At 71.6% G+C, this 16,701-nt stretch carries 22 protein-coding genes; 9 read left to right on the top strand and 13 right to left on the bottom strand.

The genetic code is table 11. The annotated features are described in order from the left end of the window. Positions 1–46 precede the first annotated feature (46 nt). Genes trmD through rpsP form a run of 3 tightly spaced genes read right to left on the bottom strand, consistent with a single transcriptional unit; the run spans position 47 to position 1,675 of the window. On the bottom strand, positions 47–814 hold the full coding sequence (trmD, locus tag V6M57_RS10140) for a tRNA (guanosine(37)-N1)-methyltransferase TrmD (RefSeq protein ID WP_332814867.1): 768 nt from the start codon (positions 812–814) through the stop codon (positions 47–49). Between the two features lie 13 nt (positions 815–827). Further along, positions 828–1,394: a ribosome maturation factor RimM gene (rimM, locus tag V6M57_RS10145; RefSeq protein ID WP_332814868.1), complete on the bottom strand. Its 567-nt coding sequence runs from the start codon at positions 1,392–1,394 to the stop codon at positions 828–830. A gap of 8 nt (positions 1,395–1,402) precedes the next feature. Next, positions 1,403–1,675 (bottom strand): 30S ribosomal protein S16, encoded by a 273-nt coding sequence (rpsP, locus tag V6M57_RS10150; RefSeq protein ID WP_332814869.1) that lies wholly within the window; start codon positions 1,673–1,675, stop codon positions 1,403–1,405. A 147-nt stretch (positions 1,676–1,822) separates the two neighbouring features. On the opposite strand from rpsP, the gene V6M57_RS10155 reads away from it, so the two are divergent. Both V6M57_RS10155 and V6M57_RS10160 read left to right on the top strand, forming a co-directional pair. Then, entirely contained in the window at positions 1,823–2,350 is a 528-nt protein-coding gene (locus V6M57_RS10155; RefSeq protein ID WP_332814870.1) for a GNAT family N-acetyltransferase, read from the top strand. After that, complete coding sequence (locus tag V6M57_RS10160; protein WP_332814871.1) at positions 2,347–2,793, top strand: TM2 domain-containing protein; 447 nt, start codon at positions 2,347–2,349, stop codon at positions 2,791–2,793. The genes V6M57_RS10155 and V6M57_RS10160 overlap by 4 nt, the downstream gene beginning before the upstream one ends. Before the next feature lie 174 nt (positions 2,794–2,967). On the opposite strand, the gene V6M57_RS10165 is transcribed toward V6M57_RS10160, so the two are convergent. From V6M57_RS10165 to V6M57_RS10175, 3 genes are all read right to left on the bottom strand, one after another. Beyond that, a complete protein-coding gene (locus tag V6M57_RS10165) occupies positions 2,968–3,978 on the bottom strand; it encodes an inorganic phosphate transporter (protein ID WP_332814872.1) in 1,011 nt (336 codons plus the stop codon). Positions 3,979–3,990: 12 nt separating this feature from the next. After that, a complete protein-coding gene (locus V6M57_RS10170) occupies positions 3,991–4,638 on the bottom strand; it encodes a DUF47 domain-containing protein (protein ID WP_332814873.1) in 648 nt (215 codons plus the stop codon). A gap of 68 nt (positions 4,639–4,706) precedes the next feature. Then, complete coding sequence (locus V6M57_RS10175; protein ID WP_332814874.1) at positions 4,707–5,075, bottom strand: DMT family protein; 369 nt, start codon at positions 5,073–5,075, stop codon at positions 4,707–4,709. On the opposite strand from V6M57_RS10175, the gene V6M57_RS10180 reads away from it, so the two are divergent. Genes V6M57_RS10180 through V6M57_RS10190 form a run of 3 tightly spaced genes read left to right on the top strand, consistent with a single transcriptional unit; the run spans position 5,074 to position 7,156 of the window. Further along, the gene (locus V6M57_RS10180; RefSeq protein WP_332814875.1) at positions 5,074–5,733 is read left to right on the top strand and encodes an RluA family pseudouridine synthase; all 660 of its coding nucleotides are present in this window, start codon (positions 5,074–5,076) and stop codon (positions 5,731–5,733) included. The two genes, V6M57_RS10175 and V6M57_RS10180, sit on opposite strands and share 2 nt — an antisense overlap. A 25-nt stretch (positions 5,734–5,758) precedes the next feature. Then, positions 5,759–6,367, top strand: coding sequence for a protocatechuate 3,4-dioxygenase (locus tag V6M57_RS10185; RefSeq protein WP_332814876.1), 609 nt, complete (start codon positions 5,759–5,761; stop codon positions 6,365–6,367). 27 nt (positions 6,368–6,394) lie between these two features. Next, on the top strand, positions 6,395–7,156 hold the full coding sequence (locus V6M57_RS10190; RefSeq protein ID WP_332814877.1) for an SDR family NAD(P)-dependent oxidoreductase: 762 nt from the start codon (positions 6,395–6,397) through the stop codon (positions 7,154–7,156). A gap of 28 nt (positions 7,157–7,184) precedes the next feature. On the opposite strand, the gene V6M57_RS10195 is transcribed toward V6M57_RS10190, so the two are convergent. Further along, positions 7,185–7,913: a 2OG-Fe dioxygenase family protein gene (locus V6M57_RS10195; RefSeq protein WP_332814878.1), complete on the bottom strand. Its 729-nt coding sequence runs from the start codon at positions 7,911–7,913 to the stop codon at positions 7,185–7,187. 112 nt (positions 7,914–8,025) lie between these two features. Here V6M57_RS10195 and V6M57_RS10200 point away from each other — a divergent pair, with 112 nt between their 5' ends. Together V6M57_RS10200 and V6M57_RS10205 are read left to right on the top strand one after the other, a co-directional pair. After that, entirely contained in the window at positions 8,026–8,496 is a 471-nt protein-coding gene (locus V6M57_RS10200) for a bacteriohemerythrin (RefSeq protein WP_332814879.1), read from the top strand. Between the two features lie 18 nt (positions 8,497–8,514). Then, complete coding sequence (locus V6M57_RS10205; RefSeq protein ID WP_332814880.1) at positions 8,515–8,979, top strand: methyltransferase family protein; 465 nt, start codon at positions 8,515–8,517, stop codon at positions 8,977–8,979. Positions 8,980–9,049: 70 nt separating this feature from the next. On the opposite strand, the gene V6M57_RS10210 is transcribed toward V6M57_RS10205, so the two are convergent. The 4 genes from V6M57_RS10210 to V6M57_RS10225 all read right to left on the bottom strand — a co-directional run bounded on the left by V6M57_RS10210 (position 9,050) and on the right by V6M57_RS10225 (position 12,123). Continuing rightward, positions 9,050–9,331, bottom strand: coding sequence for a DUF427 domain-containing protein (locus tag V6M57_RS10210; RefSeq protein ID WP_332814881.1), 282 nt, complete (start codon positions 9,329–9,331; stop codon positions 9,050–9,052). Continuing rightward, positions 9,328–10,320: an L-histidine N(alpha)-methyltransferase gene (egtD, locus tag V6M57_RS10215; RefSeq protein WP_332814882.1), complete on the bottom strand. Its 993-nt coding sequence runs from the start codon at positions 10,318–10,320 to the stop codon at positions 9,328–9,330. The genes V6M57_RS10210 and egtD overlap by 4 nt, the downstream gene beginning before the upstream one ends. Then, a complete protein-coding gene (gene egtB / locus V6M57_RS10220) occupies positions 10,317–11,621 on the bottom strand; it encodes an ergothioneine biosynthesis protein EgtB (RefSeq protein WP_442968808.1) in 1,305 nt (434 codons plus the stop codon). Before egtB ends, egtD begins: the two co-directional genes overlap by 4 nt. A 61-nt stretch (positions 11,622–11,682) precedes the next feature. Then, positions 11,683–12,123, bottom strand: coding sequence for a hypothetical protein (locus V6M57_RS10225; RefSeq protein WP_332814884.1), 441 nt, complete (start codon positions 12,121–12,123; stop codon positions 11,683–11,685). Positions 12,124–12,185: 62 nt separating this feature from the next. On the opposite strand from V6M57_RS10225, the gene V6M57_RS10230 reads away from it, so the two are divergent. After that, on the top strand, positions 12,186–13,511 hold the full coding sequence (locus V6M57_RS10230) for an erythromycin esterase family protein (protein WP_332814885.1): 1,326 nt from the start codon (positions 12,186–12,188) through the stop codon (positions 13,509–13,511). A 162-nt stretch (positions 13,512–13,673) separates the two neighbouring features. Here the strand turns inward: V6M57_RS10230 and V6M57_RS10235 are convergent, their stop codons facing one another. Continuing rightward, complete coding sequence (locus tag V6M57_RS10235; RefSeq protein WP_332814886.1) at positions 13,674–14,180, bottom strand: cupin domain-containing protein; 507 nt, start codon at positions 14,178–14,180, stop codon at positions 13,674–13,676. Positions 14,181–14,254: 74 nt separating this feature from the next. Next, the gene (locus tag V6M57_RS10240; RefSeq protein ID WP_332814887.1) at positions 14,255–15,274 is read right to left on the bottom strand and encodes a methionine synthase; all 1,020 of its coding nucleotides are present in this window, start codon (positions 15,272–15,274) and stop codon (positions 14,255–14,257) included. 75 nt (positions 15,275–15,349) lie between these two features. Between V6M57_RS10240 and V6M57_RS10245 the strand changes: the two genes are divergently transcribed. After that, positions 15,350–16,684, top strand: coding sequence for an NAD(P)/FAD-dependent oxidoreductase (locus V6M57_RS10245; RefSeq protein ID WP_332814888.1), 1,335 nt, complete (start codon positions 15,350–15,352; stop codon positions 16,682–16,684). The last annotated feature ends 17 nt before the right edge of the window (positions 16,685–16,701 follow it).

The raw sequence follows: 16,701 nt of genomic DNA on the forward strand, positions 1-16,701 counted from the left end.
CCGGGCGGGCCCGGGGCGGCCGGGCAGAGGATCGGAAAGCCGGAAATTATAGCGCGTCGGCCCCGGTCGGGCCGAGGGTGGCCAGGAAGGCTTCGTCCCGCGCATCCAGCCGGCCGGCCGCGCGCGCGGCGGCCAGCAGCTCGGGGCGCTGGCGGGCGGTGGCCTCGAGCCGGCGCTCGCGCCGCCAGCGCTCGATCTGCGCGTGGTGGCCGGAGAGCAGTTCGGCCGGCACCCGCCGGCCTTCCCACTCCTCCGGACGGGTGTAGTGCGGGCAGTCCAGCAGGCCGTCGATGGCGGGATTGAAGCTGTCGGCCTCGTGGCTGCCGGCCTCGTTCAGCACCCCGGGCTGCAGGCGCGCCACCGCATCCAGCAGCGCCATGGCGGCGATCTCGCCGCCCGAGAGCACGAAGTCCCCCAGGCTCAGCTGGATATCGACGTGGGCCTCGATGAAGCGCTGGTCGATGCCCTCGTAGCGCCCGCACAGCAGGATGGCGCCTTCCCCGGCGGACCATTGCGCCACCTGGCCGTGGTCGAGCCGCCGGCCGGTCGGCGAGAACAGCACCAGCGGCACGGCATCGCCACGGTCGGCCCGCACCGCCGCCACGCAGCGCGCCAGCGGAGCGGCCATCATCACCATGCCCGGGCCGCCGCCGAACGGGCGGTCGTCCACGCGGCGGTAGTTGCCCTCGGCGAAGTCGCGCGGGTTCCACAGCCGCACGTCGACCTGCTTCGATTCGAAGGCGCGGCGCGTGACCCCGCTTTCGAGGAAGGGCCCGAACAGTTCGGGGAACAGCGTGAGGACGTCGAAGCGCATGGGGGCGCCTGCTTCAGTAGTCGGGCTGCCAGTCGACCGTGACGCGCCGGCCCGCGATGTCCACCTGGTCGACGTACGCGGACACGAAGGGAATCATGCGCTCGGCCGGCCGGCCGCCGGCTTCGTAGCCGACCACCAGCACGGTCTGCGGGCCGGTGGCCAGCAGGTCGCGCACGGTGCCGAGCGCGACCCCCTCGCGGTTGACCACGTCCAATCCGATCAGGTCGACCCAGTAGTACTCGTCGTCGGCGGGCGTCGGAAAACTGGAGCGCGGCACGAAGATGCGGGCGCCCTTGAGCGCCTCGGCGGCGGCGCGGTCCCCGACTTCGTGGGCACTGGCCACCACGCTGTCGGAGTGCTCCTTCGCCTCGCGCACGCGCAGCAGCACGGTGCCGGCGAAGGCCGGCTTCACCACCCTCTCGGGCGGCTGCAGGTACCAGCGGCGGGAAGAAAAAAGCGCTTCCGGGGAAGCGCTGTGGGGCTGGACCTTGAACCAGCCCTTGATGCCCCAGGCGTCGTGGATGCGCCCGACTTCGACCGCATCGGCCGGCAGCTCGGCCGGCTCCAGCCCGGGGGCCATGGGAGGCGTCAGGCCGCGGCGGGGGCGGCGGCCGGCGTGGCCTGGGCGGCCTGCTTGATCAGGCGCTCGACGGTGGGCGAGGCCTGGGCGCCGACGCTGCGCCAGTAGGTCAGGCGGTCCTGCGCCAGGCGCAGGGTTTCCTCGCCGCCCTTGGCGGTGGGGTTGTAGAAGCCCAGGCGCTCGATGAAGCTGCCGTCGCGGCGCACGCGCTTGTCGGCGACCACGATGTTGAAGAACGGACGGCCCTTGGAACCGCCGCGCGAGAGTCGGATGACGACCATGATTTATCCTTCGGGTGGAACGCCGGCGCCCCCTTGGAAGGGCCACGAAGCCGGCTTCGACGTTGATCCCCCAGCGTTGAGACACGCGACATGGCCACCCGGCCAGCGACACGCTGGAAAGCCCGCGATTATAGACTGCCTGCCCCGATGCCCCTGATCCGCCCGGCCACCGCCGACGACCTGCCCGCGATCGCCGCGATCTACGCCCACCACGTGCTCAACGGCACCGGCACCTTCGAGACCACCGCGCCCACGGCCCAAGAAATGGCCGCCCGCCACGCCGACGTGCAGGCCAGGGGCCTGCCCTGGCTGGTGGCCGAGCAGGACGGCCGGGTGCTCGGCTTCGCCTACTGCCAGTGGTTCAAGCCGCGGCCCGCCTACCGGTTCTCGGCCGAGGACTCGATCTACCTGCACCCCGATGCGGCCGGCCGGGGCCTGGGCAAGCAGCTGCTGTCGGCGCTGGTCGCGCAGGCCGAGGCGGCCGGCGTGCGCAAGCTGATCGCCGTGATCGGCGATTCGGCCAATGCCGCCTCGCTCGGCGTGCACCGTTCGCTGGGCTTCACCCCGGTGGGCACCATTGCCGCGTGCGGCTGGAAGTTCGGGCGCTGGCTGGACATCGTCCTGATGGAAAAGCCGCTGGGCGCCGGCAGCAGCACCCCGCCGGAGGCGGCATGAAGAACAAGACCCTGGCGGCCTGGCTGGCCTTCGCGGGCGGCGCCCTCGGCCTGCACCGCTTCTACCTGCATGGCCCGGGCGACTGGCTGGGCTGGCTGCTGCCGCTGCCGACGCTGGCGGGCGCCTACGGGGTGCTGCGCATGTGGTCGCTGGGGCAGAACGACGCGCTCAGCTGGGCGCTGATCCCGGTGGGGGGAATCACCTTCGCCGCGTGCTGCCTGACGGCCATCGTCTACGGCCTGATGACGCCGGATCGCTGGAATGCGCGGTTCAATCCGCAGGCCGACCCGGAAGCGCCGGCCGGCCGTACCGGCTGGGCCACCATCTGGGCCATCGTCGCCGCCCTGATGATCGGCACCGGCGTGCTGATGGCCAGCATCGCGATCGGCTTCCAGGGGTACTTCCAGTACCAGGTGGAAGAAGGACGGAAGATTTCGCGGTGAGGGCGCGAGGGGGCCCTTAACCGCACTCCCCTGCATGTCATCCCGGTGAAAGCCGGGATCCATCCCCCGCCCGCAGCACGACGCCTCGCGTGTCCCGGCGCCGGGTGATGGATTCGGGTCAAGCCCGCAATGACACGGGCGGGCGAACTGCCCCGGCTTGCTCCGTAGCCAGCCTCAGAATACCTGCAGGCTCAACCAGTAGCCGACCGCCGCCATGAAGGCACTGGCCGGGATGGTGAAGATCCACGCCCACACGATGTTGCCCGCCACGCCCCAGCGCACGGCGCTGGCGCGCTGGGTGGCGCCGACGCCGACGATGGCGCCGGTGATGGTGTGGGTGGTGGACACCGGGATGCCCAGCGCGGTGGCCAGGAACAGCGTCATCGCCCCGCCCGTTTCGGCGCAGAAGCCGCCCACCGGCTTGAGCTTGGTGATCTTCTGCCCCATGGTCTTGACGATGCGCCAGCCGCCGAACATGGTGCCCAGGCCGATCGCCAGGTAGCAGCTGACGATCACCCACATCGGCGGGGCATCGGCCCCCTTGGACACGTAGCCGGTGGCGATCAGCAGCAGCCAGATGATGCCGATGGTCTTCTGCGCGTCGTTGCCGCCGTGCCCCAGGCTGTAGGCACCGGCCGAGACCAGCTGCAGCCGGCGGAACCAGCGGTCGATGCGCGAGGGCCGCACGCGGCGGAACGCGTTGGCCACCAGCACCATCATCAGCGAGCCGAACAGGAAGCCCAGCATCGGCGAGACGAAGATGAACAGCACCGTCTTGGCGATGCCGCCGGTGATCAGCGAGCCGACGCCGGTCTTGGCGATGACCGCGCCCACGATGCCCCCGATCAGCGCGTGCGAACTGCTGCTCGGGATGCCGTAGTACCAGGTGATGACGTTCCACAGGATGGCGCCCAGCAGCGCGCCGAAGACGACGTGCGTGTCGACCACCCCCGGCTCGACGATGCCCTTGCCCACGGTGGCCGCCACGCTCAGGTGGAACACCCCGATCGCCACCACGTTGAAGAAGGCCGCGAACAGCACCGCCTGGGTGGGCCGCAGCACGCCGGTGGACACGACCGTGGCGATCGAGTTCGCCGCGTCGTGGAAGCCGTTCATGAAGTCGAATGCCAGCGCCAGCGCGACCAGCATGATCACCACCCACAGGGCGGCCTGCATGGTTTCCATCCGGGCCGGCCCTCAGGAGTTCTCGAGGACGATGCCCTCGATCACGTTGGCCACGTCCTCGCACTTGTCGGTGACGGTCTCCAGCAGTTCGTAGATGGCCTTGAGCTTGAGCACCTCGCGCACGTCCGGCTCGTCGCGGAACAGCTTGGTCATGGCCGCGCGCATCACGCGGTCGGCGTCGGACTCGAGCCGGTCGATCTCCTCGCAGGTCTTGAGCGCGGCCTCGGCGGTGGCCGGGTCGGCCAGGCTGCCGATCATGGAAACGGCCTCGCGCAGGCGCTCGCAGCACTTGACGGACAGGTCGGCCAGCCGCGTGATCTCCTCGTTGACCCGGCGCAGGTCGTACAGCGACATGGTCTCGGCCGAGTCCTGGATCAGGTCGGCCACGTCGTCCATGGTGTTGATCAACCGGTGGATCTGGTCGCGGTCGATCGGCGTGATGAAGGTCTTGTGGATGAGGCGGTTGACCTCGTGCGTGACCCGGTCGGCCGAGCGCTCGGCGTGGTCGACCTCGCGCGTGTACTGCTCGCGCAGGTTCATGTCGTCGTAATTGGCGACCAGCCTGGCAAACGCGTGCGCCGCCTCGACCACCCGGCCGGCGTGCTGGTTGAACAACTCGTAGAAATTGCCCTCGCGGGGCAGGAGCTTGCCGAACAGCATCGGTGGGCCTTCGAGTCTTTCTTGTTGACGGCCGAGTGTAACGTCGGCCCCTGCGAGGCCCGCTCCGCTCAGGCGCTGCGGAACATGAAGTACACCGCGCCCACCATGCACAAGGCCGCCCACAGGTAGTCGAGCTTGAGCGGCTCGCGCAGGTACAGCGCCGCGAACGGCACGAACACCGACAGCGTGATCACCTCCTGCACGATCTTCAGCTGCGCCACCGAAAAGCCGGCCTGCCGGTAGCCGATGCGGTTGGCCGGCACCTGCAGCAGGTACTCGGCCAGTGCGATGCCCCAGCTCGCCAGCGCCGCCACGTACCAGGGGCTGCTCGCCAGGTTGCGCAGGTGGCCGTACCAGGCCATCGTCATGAAGACGTTGGAGGCGATGAGCAGCACAATCGCCTGCATCGAAAACGGAAGGGCGGCCGACGCGATCATGGCGGAATTATCGAGCGGCACCGATGGGCTCGCGGCGCGCATCGTCCATGCCGACGCGCACCTCGTCGTGGCCGACAAGCCGGCCGGCCTGCTGTGCGTGCCGGGGCGCGGCCAGGACAAGCAGGACTGCCTGTCGGCCCGCGTGCAGGCGCACTACCCCGACGCGCGGGTCGTGCACCGGCTGGACATGGCGACCTCCGGGCTGTGCGTGTTCGCGCGCGGAACCGCGGTGCAGCGGCAGCTGGGCATGGCGTTCGCAGCGCGCGACGTCGACAAGCGCTACGTGGCCGTGGTGGCAGGCGAGCCGCCCGGCGATGCCGGCGAGATCGACCTGCCGCTGCGGGTGGACTGGCCCAACCGGCCGCGCCAGATCGTCGACGCCGGGCACGGCAGGCCCAGCCTCACCCGCTGGCGCAGGCTCGGCAGCGGGCCGCTGCCGGGCACGACCCGTCTCGAGCTGGAGCCGGTCACCGGCCGCTCGCACCAGCTGCGCGTGCACCTGGCGGCGATCGGCCATCCCATCCTGGGCGACCCGCTGTACGCGCCCGGGCCGGTGCAGGCGGCAGCGCCGAGGCTGCTGCTGCATGCGTGCCGGCTGCGGCTGGGGCATCCGGCGACCGCCGACCGCATCGAATGGAGCAGTCCTGCGCCTTTCTGAGCCCGCCTGCGCTAGGCTGCGGGCCATGCACTCCCTCACCCGCCGCACCGCCACCGCCGCGCTGGTGTGCGCGCCCGCGCTGCTGCATGCGCAGGTCCGCCAGCCGCTGCGGCCCACGCCCGCGCAAACCGAAGGCCCGTTCTATCCGGTTCGCCTGCCCTCCGACAGCGACCACGACCTGCTGCGCAACGGCACGCAGCCGTACACCAAGGGCCAGCCGGCATGGCTCGAAGGCACGGTGACCGACGTCGACGGGCGGCCCGTCGCGGGTGCCAGCGTGGAGATCTGGCAGTGCGACCAGGCCGGCCACTACCACCATCCCGGCGACGGCGACCGCGCCGACCCGGACTTCCAGGGGTTCGGCCGCGTGTCGGTCGGCCCCGACGGCCGCTACCGTTTCCGCACCATCCGCCCGGTGCCCTACGGCGGGCGCACGCCGCACATCCATGTGAAGGTCAAGGACGGCCGGCACGAATTGCTGACCACCCAGCTGTACGTGCAGGGCGACCCGCACAACGAGCGCGACTTCCTCTGGCGGCGGCTGGACGAAGCCGGCCGGCGCGCGCTGACCGTGCCCTTCCGCGCCGGCAGCCAGGGGCTGCAGGCGCAGTTCGCCATCGTGGTCCAGGCCTGAGCGCCGCGGCGGCTTAGCATCGCCACCATGACCGCATCGCCCCACCTCACCCTCCTCACCGGCGCCTCGCGCGGCATGGGCCGGGCCATGGCCGAACAGCTGCTGGATGCCGGCCACGACCTGCTGTGCCTCTCGCGCAAGCCCGACGAAGCACTGGCGCAGCACGCCGGGCGGGCCGGCCGCCGGCTGGAGCAATGGGCACAGGACCTGTCGCGCGCCGAAGCGGCCGCGGCCAGGCTGGAGACCTGGCTGACGGCCCGCGGCCCCGAAGGCCTGGCCAGCGTCACCCTGGTCAACAACGCCGGCGTGCTGCCGCAGATCGCGCCGCTGGGCGACGTCGCCGCGGCCGACCTGGCACAGGCGCTGCGCGTGGACCTGGAAGCGCCCATGCTGCTGGCCGGCGCGTTCCTGCGCGCCACGGCGGCCTGGCCGTGCGAGCGCAAGCTGCTGAACATCTCCTCCGGCCTGGGCCGGCGCGCGATGGCTTCGCAGGCGGCTTATTGCGCAGCCAAGGCCGGCCTGGACCACTTCACCCGCTGCGTCGCGCTGGAGGAAGCGGGCCGGCCCCAGGGCGCCAAGGTGTGCTCGCTCGCGCCCGGCGTGATCGACACCGACATGCAGGTGCAACTGCGCGGCGCCGACCCGAAGCGCTTTGCGGACAGGGCCAGCTTCCAGGGGCTGAAGGACCAGGGCGCGCTCAGCACCCCGGCCGAGGCGGCGGCGCGGGTGCTGGCTTACCTGCGCCGGTCCGACTTCGGCTCGAACCCGGTGGCGGACGTGCGCGACTGAGCCATCCGGCGGCGCCGGGCGGCGCTGCTCAGTCGCCCTGGAAGCCGCCGGCGCGGCAGGTCAGCACCAGCGTATCGCGGTGGCCGCCCTCGGCCAAGGGCTGGATCGGCGTGCTCTCGTGGATCACCCGCTCGTCGTCCAGCAACAGCAGGCTCCAGGGCTCGCCCAGCGTGAAGCGCTGCCCGGCAGGGCCCTGGGCCTCGAACACGCGCGTCTCGCCGCCCTTGATGCCCTGGCGCGCGACCAGGAACACCGCCACCACGTCGACACCATCCCGGTGCGCGCCTTCCGGCGTCGGCCGGCCGATGCCGTCGGTGGTATCGATGCGGAACTGGTGCGCCTCGATGAACCAGGGCCGCGTCCCCTTGAGCGCCGAGGCGGCGGCGCCCACGCCCTTCAGCAGCCCCGACCAGGCCGGCGCGGCCACCACCTGCGGCTGGACCGGCTCGAACCAGCGCTGCATGCCGCCGTGCAGGGCGTTGTATTCCAGCGGCTGCCAGTGGGCGCGGTGCGGCGCCTGCACGAGCACGCCGCCTTCCAGCCGGAAGCAGGAGTGCCGGCGCCGCCGGTAGCGCCCGCCATCCTTGAGGTAGCCGTCGGGCGGCAGGTCGTTCCAGGCGGCATTCAGGGCGAGCAGTTCGGAGCGTTCGCAGCCGGCCAGCTCGCACACGGCTTGCGGCCCGAGCACCGCGTAGCCGCGCTCGCGCAACAGGGGAGCGGCCTCGGCCGCGGAAGAACAGGAAGGCGCGAGCAGCATGCCGACAGCTTAGCGCCGCGCCGGCGCCCTTGGCCCGCCGCAGAAATGACTTGGGTCAAGGAATTCCGGTCGGCGCGGACCTAGCCTGTCGCACCCTAAGGAGGATTGGTCGATGCCGCTACTGCCCTGGTCCGAGGACCTGGCGCTCGGGCTGGACGTGATGGACGAGACGCACCGCGAGTTCATAGCGCTGCTCGCACGCTGCGAGGCGAGCAGCGACGAGGCGCTGCCGGCAGCGTGGAACGAGATGGTCGCGCACACCGCCGACCACTTCGGCCGCGAGGACGACTGGATGGAAGCGACCGGCTTCGCCGCCGTCAACTGCCACAGCGGCCAGCACCGCATGGTGCTGCAGGTGCTGCAGGACGGCGTGCGCATGGCCGCCGAGGGCCGGCTCGAACCGGTGCGCCAGATGGTGCGCGAACTGGCGATCTGGTTCCCCCAGCACTCCGCCACCATGGACGCCGCCCTCGCCCGGCACCTGCGCAGCGTCGGCTACGACGACGCCACCGGCCTCGTCGCCCGCCCCGAGGCGCTGCCCCCGCAGCCGATCACCCACTGCGGAACCAGCGACTGCAGCTGAGGGGCGTACAGTCGCCGGGTGTCCAGCTGGCTCGACCACAAGATTCCGCCTCCGGTGATCGGTGCGATGGCCGCCGCCGGCATGTGGGGCCTCTCGGGATTCGGGCCCCCGATTCCGCTGCCCCCGGTGGCCAGGGTGGCCGCCGTTGCCGTGCTGGTCGCTGCCGGCCTGGGCGTCGACCTGGCGGGCCTGGCCGCCTTCCGCGGCGCCCGCACCACGGTGAATCCGCTGCAGCCGCAGCGCGCGTCGGCCCTGGTCACCGGCGGTGTGTACCGCTTCACGCGCAACCCGATGTACCTGGGCATGGCGCTGCTGCTGTCGGCCTGGGCCGTCCACCTGTCTTCCTGGCTGGCGCTGGCCGGACCGCTCGCGTTCGTGCTGTACATCACCCGCTTCCAGATCGTGCCGGAAGAGCGTGTCCTGCAGGCGAACTTCGGCGAGGCCTTCACCCGCTACGCCGCGCGCGTGCGGCGCTGGCTGTGAGGTCCTGCCGAGGCCCGTTGCCGGCCGACGCGGGCAGGCGGGCAGCCGCTGCCGGCGCCGTGCGATCGGGTCAGGGCTCGACCTTCACGCCCTTCCAGAACGCCACCCGCCCGCGCACCATCTCGGCCTCGGGCTTGGGGTCGGGGTAGTACCAGACCGCGTCGGTGTTCAGCTCGCCGTTCACCAGCAGCGAGTAGTAGCTGGCCTGCCCTTTCCAGGCACAGGTGGTCTTGTGGTTCGAGAAGCTCACGTAGCGCCGGTCGAGCGAGCCCTCCGGGAAATAGTGGTTGCCCTCCACCACGATCGTGTCGTCGCTTTGCGCGATCACCACCCCGTTCCAGGTCGCCTTCATCCGTCCTTCCTTCCATCCATCTCGTCCGGCGCCTGCAGCCAGTGCACGCTGAACAGCGCCTGTTCGTCGGTCCACACCGCGGCCGGCCGGAAGCCGGCCTGCCCGGCCAGCGACTGCAGGCCGGCGACGGTGTACTTGTACGAATTCTCCGTGTGCAGGGCCAGCCCCTCGGGAATGTCGAACGCGTCGCCGGCCAGCCGCACCCGCTGGCTCCGGCGGCTGACCAGGTGCATCTCGATGCGCTGCAGGGCGGCGTTGTAGAAGGCGCCATGCCAGAACCCGCCCGGGTCGAAGTCGGTGCCCAGTTCGCGATTGGCGCGCGCCAGCAGGTTCCGGTTGAAGGCGGCCGTGACACCCTGGGAATCGTTGTAGGCGGCGTGCAGCACGGCCGGATCCTTCACCAGGTCCGCGCCCAGCAGCAGCCCGCCGCCCCGCAGCAGGCGGGCCGCACCGCGCAGGAACTGCAAGGCTTCCTGCGGCGCGAGGTTGCCGATGGTGGAGCCGGGAAAGAACCCGACGCGGCGGGCCCCCGGCAGCGCCGGCGGCAGGCGCACCGGGCCCAGGTAGTCGCCGGCCAGCGGCACCACCACCAGCCCGGGGTACGCGCTCACCAGCTCGGCGGCCGCCAGCTGCAGGTGCTGCGCCGAGATGTCGATCGGCAGGTAGCGGCGCGGCTGCAGCCGCGGCAGCAGCAGCCGCACCTTGCTGCACGAGCCGGCGCCGAACTCCACCAGGTCGCTGCCGGTGCCGACCTGCGCGGCGATGTCCGCCGCATGCCGCTGCAGGATGGCGCATTCGGTGCGGGTGGGGTAGTACTCGGGCAGGCCGCAGATGCGGTCGAACAGGCGCGAGCCCTCGGCGTCGTAGAAGTACTTGGGCGAGATGGCGTGCGGCGGCGCCGCCAGCGCACGCCGCAGGTCCGCCTGGAAGCTGGGCTCCGCCTCGCCCGGAAGGTCCAGCGGCGGCACCGCGAGCCGCGGCGACCTCATGCGCCCACGCTCCTGGCCAGCCGCACGCCGGAGAACTGCCAGCGCGCCGCCGGCGGGAAGAAGTTGCGATAGCTGCGGCGCGCGTGGCCCTCGGGCGTGAACGCGCTGCCGCCGCGCAGCACCAGCTGGCCGACCATGAACTTGCCGTTGTATTCGCTGGCGGCGCCCTCCAGCGGGCGGAAGCCCGGATAGGGATCGTAGGACGAGCGGGTCCACTGCCAGGCGTGGCCGGTCATCTGCGTGATGCCCGGCGCGTCCCCCATCGCCTCCCACTCGAACTCGGTGGGCAGGCGCGCGCCGGCCCACTCGGTATAGGCGGCCGCCTCGTAGAAGCTCAACTGGCTGACCGGCGCGGACGGGTCCAGGCCGTGCACGCCGGCCGGGCCGAACACCTGCCAGCCGTCGGCCGGTGCGCGCGGATCGTCCGGCGCCAGCCAGTACGCCGGCGCCCGCCAGCCCTGCGCCTGCACCATGGCCCAGCCATCGGAGAGCCACAGCGACGCACGCGAATAGCCGCCGTCCTCGATGAAATCCAGGTACTCGCCGCAGCTCACCAGGCGGTCGGCCAGCTCGTACGGCTGCAGCAGCACCGGGTGACGCGGCGATTCGTTGTCGAAGGCGAAGCCTTCGCCGGCATGGCCGATCTCGGCCACGCCGCCGGCGTGCGCCAGCCACCGCAGCGGCGCGGGCGTGGAGGCCAGCCGCAGCACCGGCTGGGCGGCGGGCAGCCAGGCCGGCAGCAGCGGGTTGCACGACAGCGCATGCAGGATGTCGGTGGCGATCAGTTCCTGGTGCTGCTGTTCGTGCTGCAGGCCCAGTTCGACCAGGCCCGAGGCCTGGCCCCAGGCGCACTGCGGCGCGGCCGCGATGAAGGCCTGCATGGCTTCGTCGACGTGCGCGCGGTAGGCATGCACCTGCGCCAGGCCCGGGCGGGTGAGCAGGCCGCGCTGCGGCCGCGGATGGCGCGGGCCCAGCGATTCGTAATAGGAGTTGAAGAGCCGCGCGAAAGCCGGATCGAAGGGCGTGTAGCCGCGCCCATGCGGCTGCAGCACCAGCGCCTCGAAGAACCAGCTCGTGTGCGCCAGGTGCCACTTGGTCGGGCTGGCGTCGGGCATGGACTGGATGCACTGGTCCTCGGCGGACAGCGGCGCGGCCAGCTCGAGGGTGCGCGCGCGCACGCGCTGGTAACGGGCCGCGGCGGCAGCGCGGTCACGGGATGCGGAACCCTCGCGGCGCGAGGGCGCAGTCGAGACGCTGGGCATCGGGTTCCCTCCAGCCGGGCCAGTGACCCGACGGGTCATTACAGCACGCAGCCACGGCAGAGTTGCCGGCATGGGCATGGCCTCGGGGCCCGGGCGGCGCCTAGATCCTGGAGGAGCGCGGGGCCACGTTGACCGTCGTCCAGTACTCGTACAGGCGGCGCAGCTTCTGGCCCAGTTGTTCGTCGTCGGGCGTCTTGCCGATGATGCTGTTGGCCCCGGCGCCGTACCAGGCATCGTGTTCGCTGCGCAAGGCGTGCTCGAGCAATGCGATCACCGGCAGTCCGGCGATGCGGGGCTCGCCGCGGATGGCTCCGAGCAGTTGCACCCCGGCTGCGGTCGGCAGGTCCACCAGCAGGAACTGCGGAACCCGCGCGCCCGCGCGGTCGGCGTGCCGCCCATGGCCCAGCAGGTATTCGACGGCCTCGCCGGCGCTGCCCGCGTTGCCGATGCGGGTCGGTTCGCACACGCGGGAAAGCGCACCGACGGTGCGGGCCCGCTCCGCGGCTTCCGCCTGCACCACCAGCACCGAAATATCGACCATCGCGCCATTCTAGGAATCAGGACATGGCCGCGCACGCGGCATGCGGTTTGCCGCAGGCGGGCATGCCCGGGTTCCGATCCCATCCGCTGCTGGCCGCCACGAGGCGCCAGGCCCGCCCCTTCGGCCAGGACGTTCCGGCCGAGCTGATCGAGGCGCTGGCCGGGCGCCGGCTGGCCCTGCTGGGCGAGGCCAGCCACGGCACCCACGATTTCTACGCGCTGCGGGCCGGGATCACCCGGGCGCTGGTCGAGCAGCACGGCTGCAAGGCGGTGGTGATCGAAGGCGACTGGCCCGACGCCGCCCGCATCAACCGATGGGTGCGCGGGCTGGACGATGGCAGCGCCGACGCAGCGTTGTCGGGCTTCGAGCGTTTCCCGACCTGGATGTGGCGCAACACGGTGGTGCGCGAATTCATCGCCTGGCTGCGCGACTACAACCTGGCACGGCCGCCCTGGCAGCGCGTCGGCTTCTACGGCATGGACCTGTACAGCCTGTTCGCCTCGGTGCGCGAGCTGCTCGCCTACCTGGACCGCGCCGACCCGGAAGCCGCGCAGCGCGCGCGCCGCCGCTATGCCTGCTTCGACCACTTCCAGCAGAACCTGCAGGCCTACGGCTATGCCGCCGGGTTCGGCACCGGCTTCAGCTGCGAAGAGGCCGTGGTGGCGCAGCTCACCGAACTGCTGCGCAGCCGCCCGACCGGAACCGATGGCGAGGACTCCGACGAGCTGTTCCATGCCCGGCAGAACGCACGGCTGGTGCGCAATGCCGAGCAGTACTACCGCTGCATGTTCCGCGGCCGCGCCTCCTCGTGGAACCTGCGCGACCTGCACATGGTGGACACGCTGCAGGCCCTGGGCGCCCACCTGCAGGAGCGCCTGGGCGAGCCGCCGCGCATGGCCGTGTGGGCGCACAACTCGCACCTGGGCGATGCCAGCGCGACGGCGATGTCCGAGCAGGGCGAATGGAACGTGGGCGAGCTGGCGCGCAAGCGCTGGCCGGGCGAGGCGTTCCTGCTCGGGTTCACCACCTACGAAGGCAGTGTCCGTGCCGCCTCCGGCTGGGACGAGCCGGCGCACGTCAAGCGCGTGCGGCCGGGCCTGCCGGGCAGCTGGGAGGCGCTGTTCCACGAGGTGGGACACGATCGCTTCCTGCTGCTGCCGGACGAGGGCCTGCGGGCGCAGCTGGACCAGCCGCTGCTGGAGCGCGCGATCGGCGTGATCTACCTGCCCGAGACCGAACGGCGCAGCCACTACTTCAACGCCCGGATCGGCGCCCAGTTCGACGCCGTGATCCACGTCGACCGGACGCGCGCGCTGGAATCGCTGCCCGAACACCCGCAGCCGACCACCGACGTGGAGGTGCCGGAGACTTACCCGGCGGGGGTGTAGGTGTAGCGGCGCGCCGCATGGCCTGCCATCCCGGCGCAACGCGGGATCCATCTCCAGCCGCTCATCATGCCGAGCGCTTGTTCCAGCGGTGGGGGATGGATTGCGGGTCCAGCCCGCAATGACACGGTCCAGCCCGCAGCGGCACGGCCGGGAAATGCCGCGTCAGACGGCTCCGCCCGGATGCGTGGGGTCCACCCAGAGCACCTGCTCGGGCTTTTCCGCCGGCTCGATGTCCAGGTTGATCGCCACGGCCTCGCCGTCGCTGCGGCACAGCACGCACTCCAGCACCTCGGTGGGGCTGGCATTGATCTCCTGGTGCGGCACGTAGGGCGGGACGTAGATGAAGTCGCCCGGACCGGCCTCGGCAGTGAATTCGAGGTGCTCGCCCCAGCGCATGCGGGCGCGGCCGCGCACGATGTAGATCACGCTCTCCAGGTGGCCGTGGTGATGGGCACCGGTCTTGGCGTTGGGATGGATGCTGACCGTGCCGGCCCAGAGCTTCTGCGCGCCGACGCGCGCCAGGTTGATCGCCGCGCGGCGGTCCATGCCCGGCGTCTGCGCCGTGTTCGCATCGAGCTGGTTGCCGGGGATCACCCGGACGCCGTCGTGCTTCCAGCGGGCGTGCTCGTGCGGATGATCGTGGTCGTGCGGGTCGTGCTCGTGCGCCATGCCGGCCAGCGTACACCGGGCCGGCCGTGGCTGCACGGCGCGCGGCCGCGAAGCGGCGGCGGGTCCGTGGTCTTTCAGCCGAACCGCTTGCGCGCCAGCTCGGCGCCTTGCACCAGCGCCTGCAGCTTCTTCAGCGCGACCTCGCGGTCCATGGGCGCCATGCCGCAGTTGGTGCAGGGGATCAGCCGGTCGCGCGCCACGAACTGCAGCGCACGGCCGATCGTGTCGGCCACCTGCTCGGGCGTTTCGACCTCCTCGGTGGCGACGTCGATCACGCCGACCATCACGTCCTTGCCTGCCAGCAGCTTCATCAGCTCCGGCGGCACCTGCGAGTGGTAGCACTCCAGGCTGACCTGGTCGATCCGGCTGGCGGCCAGCGCCGGGAACACCTGTTCGTACTGGCGCCACTGCTCGCCCAGCGAATGCTTCCAGTCGATGTTGGCCTGGATGCCGTAGCCGTAGCAGATGTGGACGGCGGTGGTGCAGGCCAGCCCCTCGATCGCGCGCTCCAATGCCTGCACGCCCCAGGTCGCCGCCTCCTGCAGGTAGACATTGAAGGCCGGTTCGTCGAACTGGATGATGTCCACGCCGTCGGCCTGCAGCGCCCGCGCCTCCTGGTTGAGCAGTTCGGCGAAGGCCGTCGCCATCTTCACCCGGTCGCCGTAGAAGCGGTCGGCCACCGTGTCGACGATGGTCATCGGGCCCGGCAGCGTGAACTTGAGCTTGCGCCGGGTATGCGCCCGCGCCAGCTGCGCCTCGAACGCATGCACCCGGCCCCTGAGCCGCAGCGGCGCCACCACCTGCGGCACCATCGCGTCGTAGCGGTTGTTGCGAATGCCCATCTTCACCTTGTGCTCGAAGTCGATGCCTTCGACGCACTCGAGGAAGCCATGCACGAAGTGCTGGCGCGACTGCTCGCCATCGCCCACGATGTCCAGGCCGGCGTCCTCCTGCGCCTTGATCCACAGCAGCGTGGCGTCGGCCTTGGCCTGGCGCAGTGCCTCGCCCTGCGCCTTCCACTGCGGCCAGAGCTTGCGGGTCTCGGACAGCCACGAGGGCTTGGGCAGGCTGCCGGCGGTGGCGGTGGGGAACATGGCGGTCTCCTGTGGGCTGGCGTGCGGCGCATGATGGCCGATTCGCGCCGGCGCCGCATCGGGATAATCCGCGGCATGCCCGCGCCCGCCACCGCCCGCCCCCGCATCGTCATCGTCGGCTGCGGCTTCGGCGGGCTGGAAGCGGCCCGTGCCCTGCGCCATGCGCCGGTGGACATCATGCTGGTGGACCGCACCAACCACCACCTGTTCCAGCCGCTGCTCTACCAGGTCGCCACCGCGGGGCTGTCGGCGCCGGCGATCGCCGCGCCCGTGCGGCACCTGTTCCGCCGCCAGGCCAACGTCACCACGCTGCTGGGGGAAGCGGTCGGCATCGATGCCGCTGCGCGCCGGGTCGCGCTGGACGACGGCGCGACCCTGCCCTACGACCACCTGGTGGTGGCCGCCGGCGCCACCCACAGCTACTTCGGCCGCGACGACTGGGCGGCCTTCGCGCCGGGCCTGAAGACGCTGGAGGACGCGTTCGGCATCCGCCGCCGCATCCTGCTGTCCTTCGAAGCGGCGGAGAAGGAACCCGACGCCGCGCGACGCGAACCCTGGCTCACCTTCGTCGTGATCGGCGGCGGGCCGACCGGCGTGGAGATGGCGGGCACGCTGGCCGAGATCGCACGCCAGACGCTGCCGGGCGAATTCCGCCGCATCGACCCGGCCTCGGCGCGCGTGCTGCTGCTGGAAGGCAGCGCGCGCGTGCTGCAGGCAATGCCCGCATCGCTGAGCACGCGCGCCTGCGAGCAGCTGGCCCGCCTGGGCGTGGAGGTGCGCACCGGTGCGCGCGTCACCGCCATCGACGCCGAAGGCCTGCAGGTTCAGCCCGCCGAAGGAGCCTCCTACCGCATCCCCAGTCGCTGCATCGTGTGGGCCGCCGGCGTGGCGGCCTCGCCGCTCGGGCGCGCCGTGGCACGGACCACGGGCGCCGCGCTGGACCGGGCCGGCCGGGTGCAGGTCGATCCGGACCTGGGCGTGCCGGGCCATCCGGAGATCAGCGTCATCGGCGACCTCGCGGCCGCCCGCAGCCATGCGCCGGGGCGCGAGCCGGCACCGGTGCCCGGCGTCTCACCGGCGGCCAAGCAGATGGGGCGTGCAGCGGCCGCGAACATCCTGCGCCGCATCGCCGGCCAGCCGACGCGCGCCTTCCGCTACCGCGACTACGGCAATCTCGCCACCATCGGCCGCAACGCCGCCGTGGTCGACCTCACCACGCCGCTCGGGCGACTGCAGTTCAGCGGCTATCCGGCCTGGCTGTTCTGGCTGTTCGCGCACATCTGGTTCCTGATCGGCTTCCGCAACCGGCTGGTGGTGCTGATCGACTGGGCCTGGGCCTACTGGAGCCGCGACCGACATGCGCGGGTGGTGGCGGAGGTGGATCCGCTGGCGGCGCCGGTGGAGCGCTGAGGCCCCGGAAGGCCGGC

The sequence above is a fragment of the Ramlibacter sp. genome (assembly GCF_036676645.1).
Taxonomy (GTDB): Bacteria; Pseudomonadota; Gammaproteobacteria; order Burkholderiales; family Burkholderiaceae_C; genus Ramlibacter.

Coding starts and splice junctions, on each gene's coding strand:
- V6M57_RS10185 (WP_332814876.1), top strand. CDS start 5,759: ATGCACTCCCTCACCCGCCGCACCGCCACCGCCGCGCTGGTGTGCGCG.
- V6M57_RS10230 (WP_332814885.1), top strand. CDS start 12,186: ATGCCCGGGTTCCGATCCCATCCGCTGCTGGCCGCCACGAGGCGCCAG.
- egtD (WP_332814882.1), bottom strand. CDS start 10,320: ATGAGGTCGCCGCGGCTCGCGGTGCCGCCGCTGGACCTTCCGGGCGAG.
- V6M57_RS10225 (WP_332814884.1), bottom strand. CDS start 12,123: ATGGTCGATATTTCGGTGCTGGTGGTGCAGGCGGAAGCCGCGGAGCGG.
- V6M57_RS10160 (WP_332814871.1), top strand. CDS start 2,347: ATGAAGAACAAGACCCTGGCGGCCTGGCTGGCCTTCGCGGGCGGCGCC.
- V6M57_RS10170 (WP_332814873.1), bottom strand. CDS start 4,638: ATGCTGTTCGGCAAGCTCCTGCCCCGCGAGGGCAATTTCTACGAGTTG.
- V6M57_RS10245 (WP_332814888.1), top strand. CDS start 15,350: ATGCCCGCGCCCGCCACCGCCCGCCCCCGCATCGTCATCGTCGGCTGC.
- V6M57_RS10175 (WP_332814874.1), bottom strand. CDS start 5,075: ATGATCGCGTCGGCCGCCCTTCCGTTTTCGATGCAGGCGATTGTGCTG.
- V6M57_RS10190 (WP_332814877.1), top strand. CDS start 6,395: ATGACCGCATCGCCCCACCTCACCCTCCTCACCGGCGCCTCGCGCGGC.
- rpsP (WP_332814869.1), bottom strand. CDS start 1,675: ATGGTCGTCATCCGACTCTCGCGCGGCGGTTCCAAGGGCCGTCCGTTC.
- V6M57_RS10235 (WP_332814886.1), bottom strand. CDS start 14,180: ATGGCGCACGAGCACGACCCGCACGACCACGATCATCCGCACGAGCAC.
- V6M57_RS10155 (WP_332814870.1), top strand. CDS start 1,823: ATGCCCCTGATCCGCCCGGCCACCGCCGACGACCTGCCCGCGATCGCC.
- V6M57_RS10210 (WP_332814881.1), bottom strand. CDS start 9,331: ATGAAGGCGACCTGGAACGGGGTGGTGATCGCGCAAAGCGACGACACG.
- V6M57_RS10200 (WP_332814879.1), top strand. CDS start 8,026: ATGCCGCTACTGCCCTGGTCCGAGGACCTGGCGCTCGGGCTGGACGTG.
- V6M57_RS10180 (WP_332814875.1), top strand. CDS start 5,074: ATGGCGGAATTATCGAGCGGCACCGATGGGCTCGCGGCGCGCATCGTC.
- rimM (WP_332814868.1), bottom strand. CDS start 1,394: ATGGCCCCCGGGCTGGAGCCGGCCGAGCTGCCGGCCGATGCGGTCGAA.
- V6M57_RS10240 (WP_332814887.1), bottom strand. CDS start 15,274: ATGTTCCCCACCGCCACCGCCGGCAGCCTGCCCAAGCCCTCGTGGCTG.
- V6M57_RS10195 (WP_332814878.1), bottom strand. CDS start 7,913: ATGCTGCTCGCGCCTTCCTGTTCTTCCGCGGCCGAGGCCGCTCCCCTG.
- V6M57_RS10165 (WP_332814872.1), bottom strand. CDS start 3,978: ATGGAAACCATGCAGGCCGCCCTGTGGGTGGTGATCATGCTGGTCGCG.
- egtB (WP_442968808.1), bottom strand. CDS start 11,621: ATGACCCGTCGGGTCACTGGCCCGGCTGGAGGGAACCCGATGCCCAGC.
- trmD (WP_332814867.1), bottom strand. CDS start 814: ATGCGCTTCGACGTCCTCACGCTGTTCCCCGAACTGTTCGGGCCCTTC.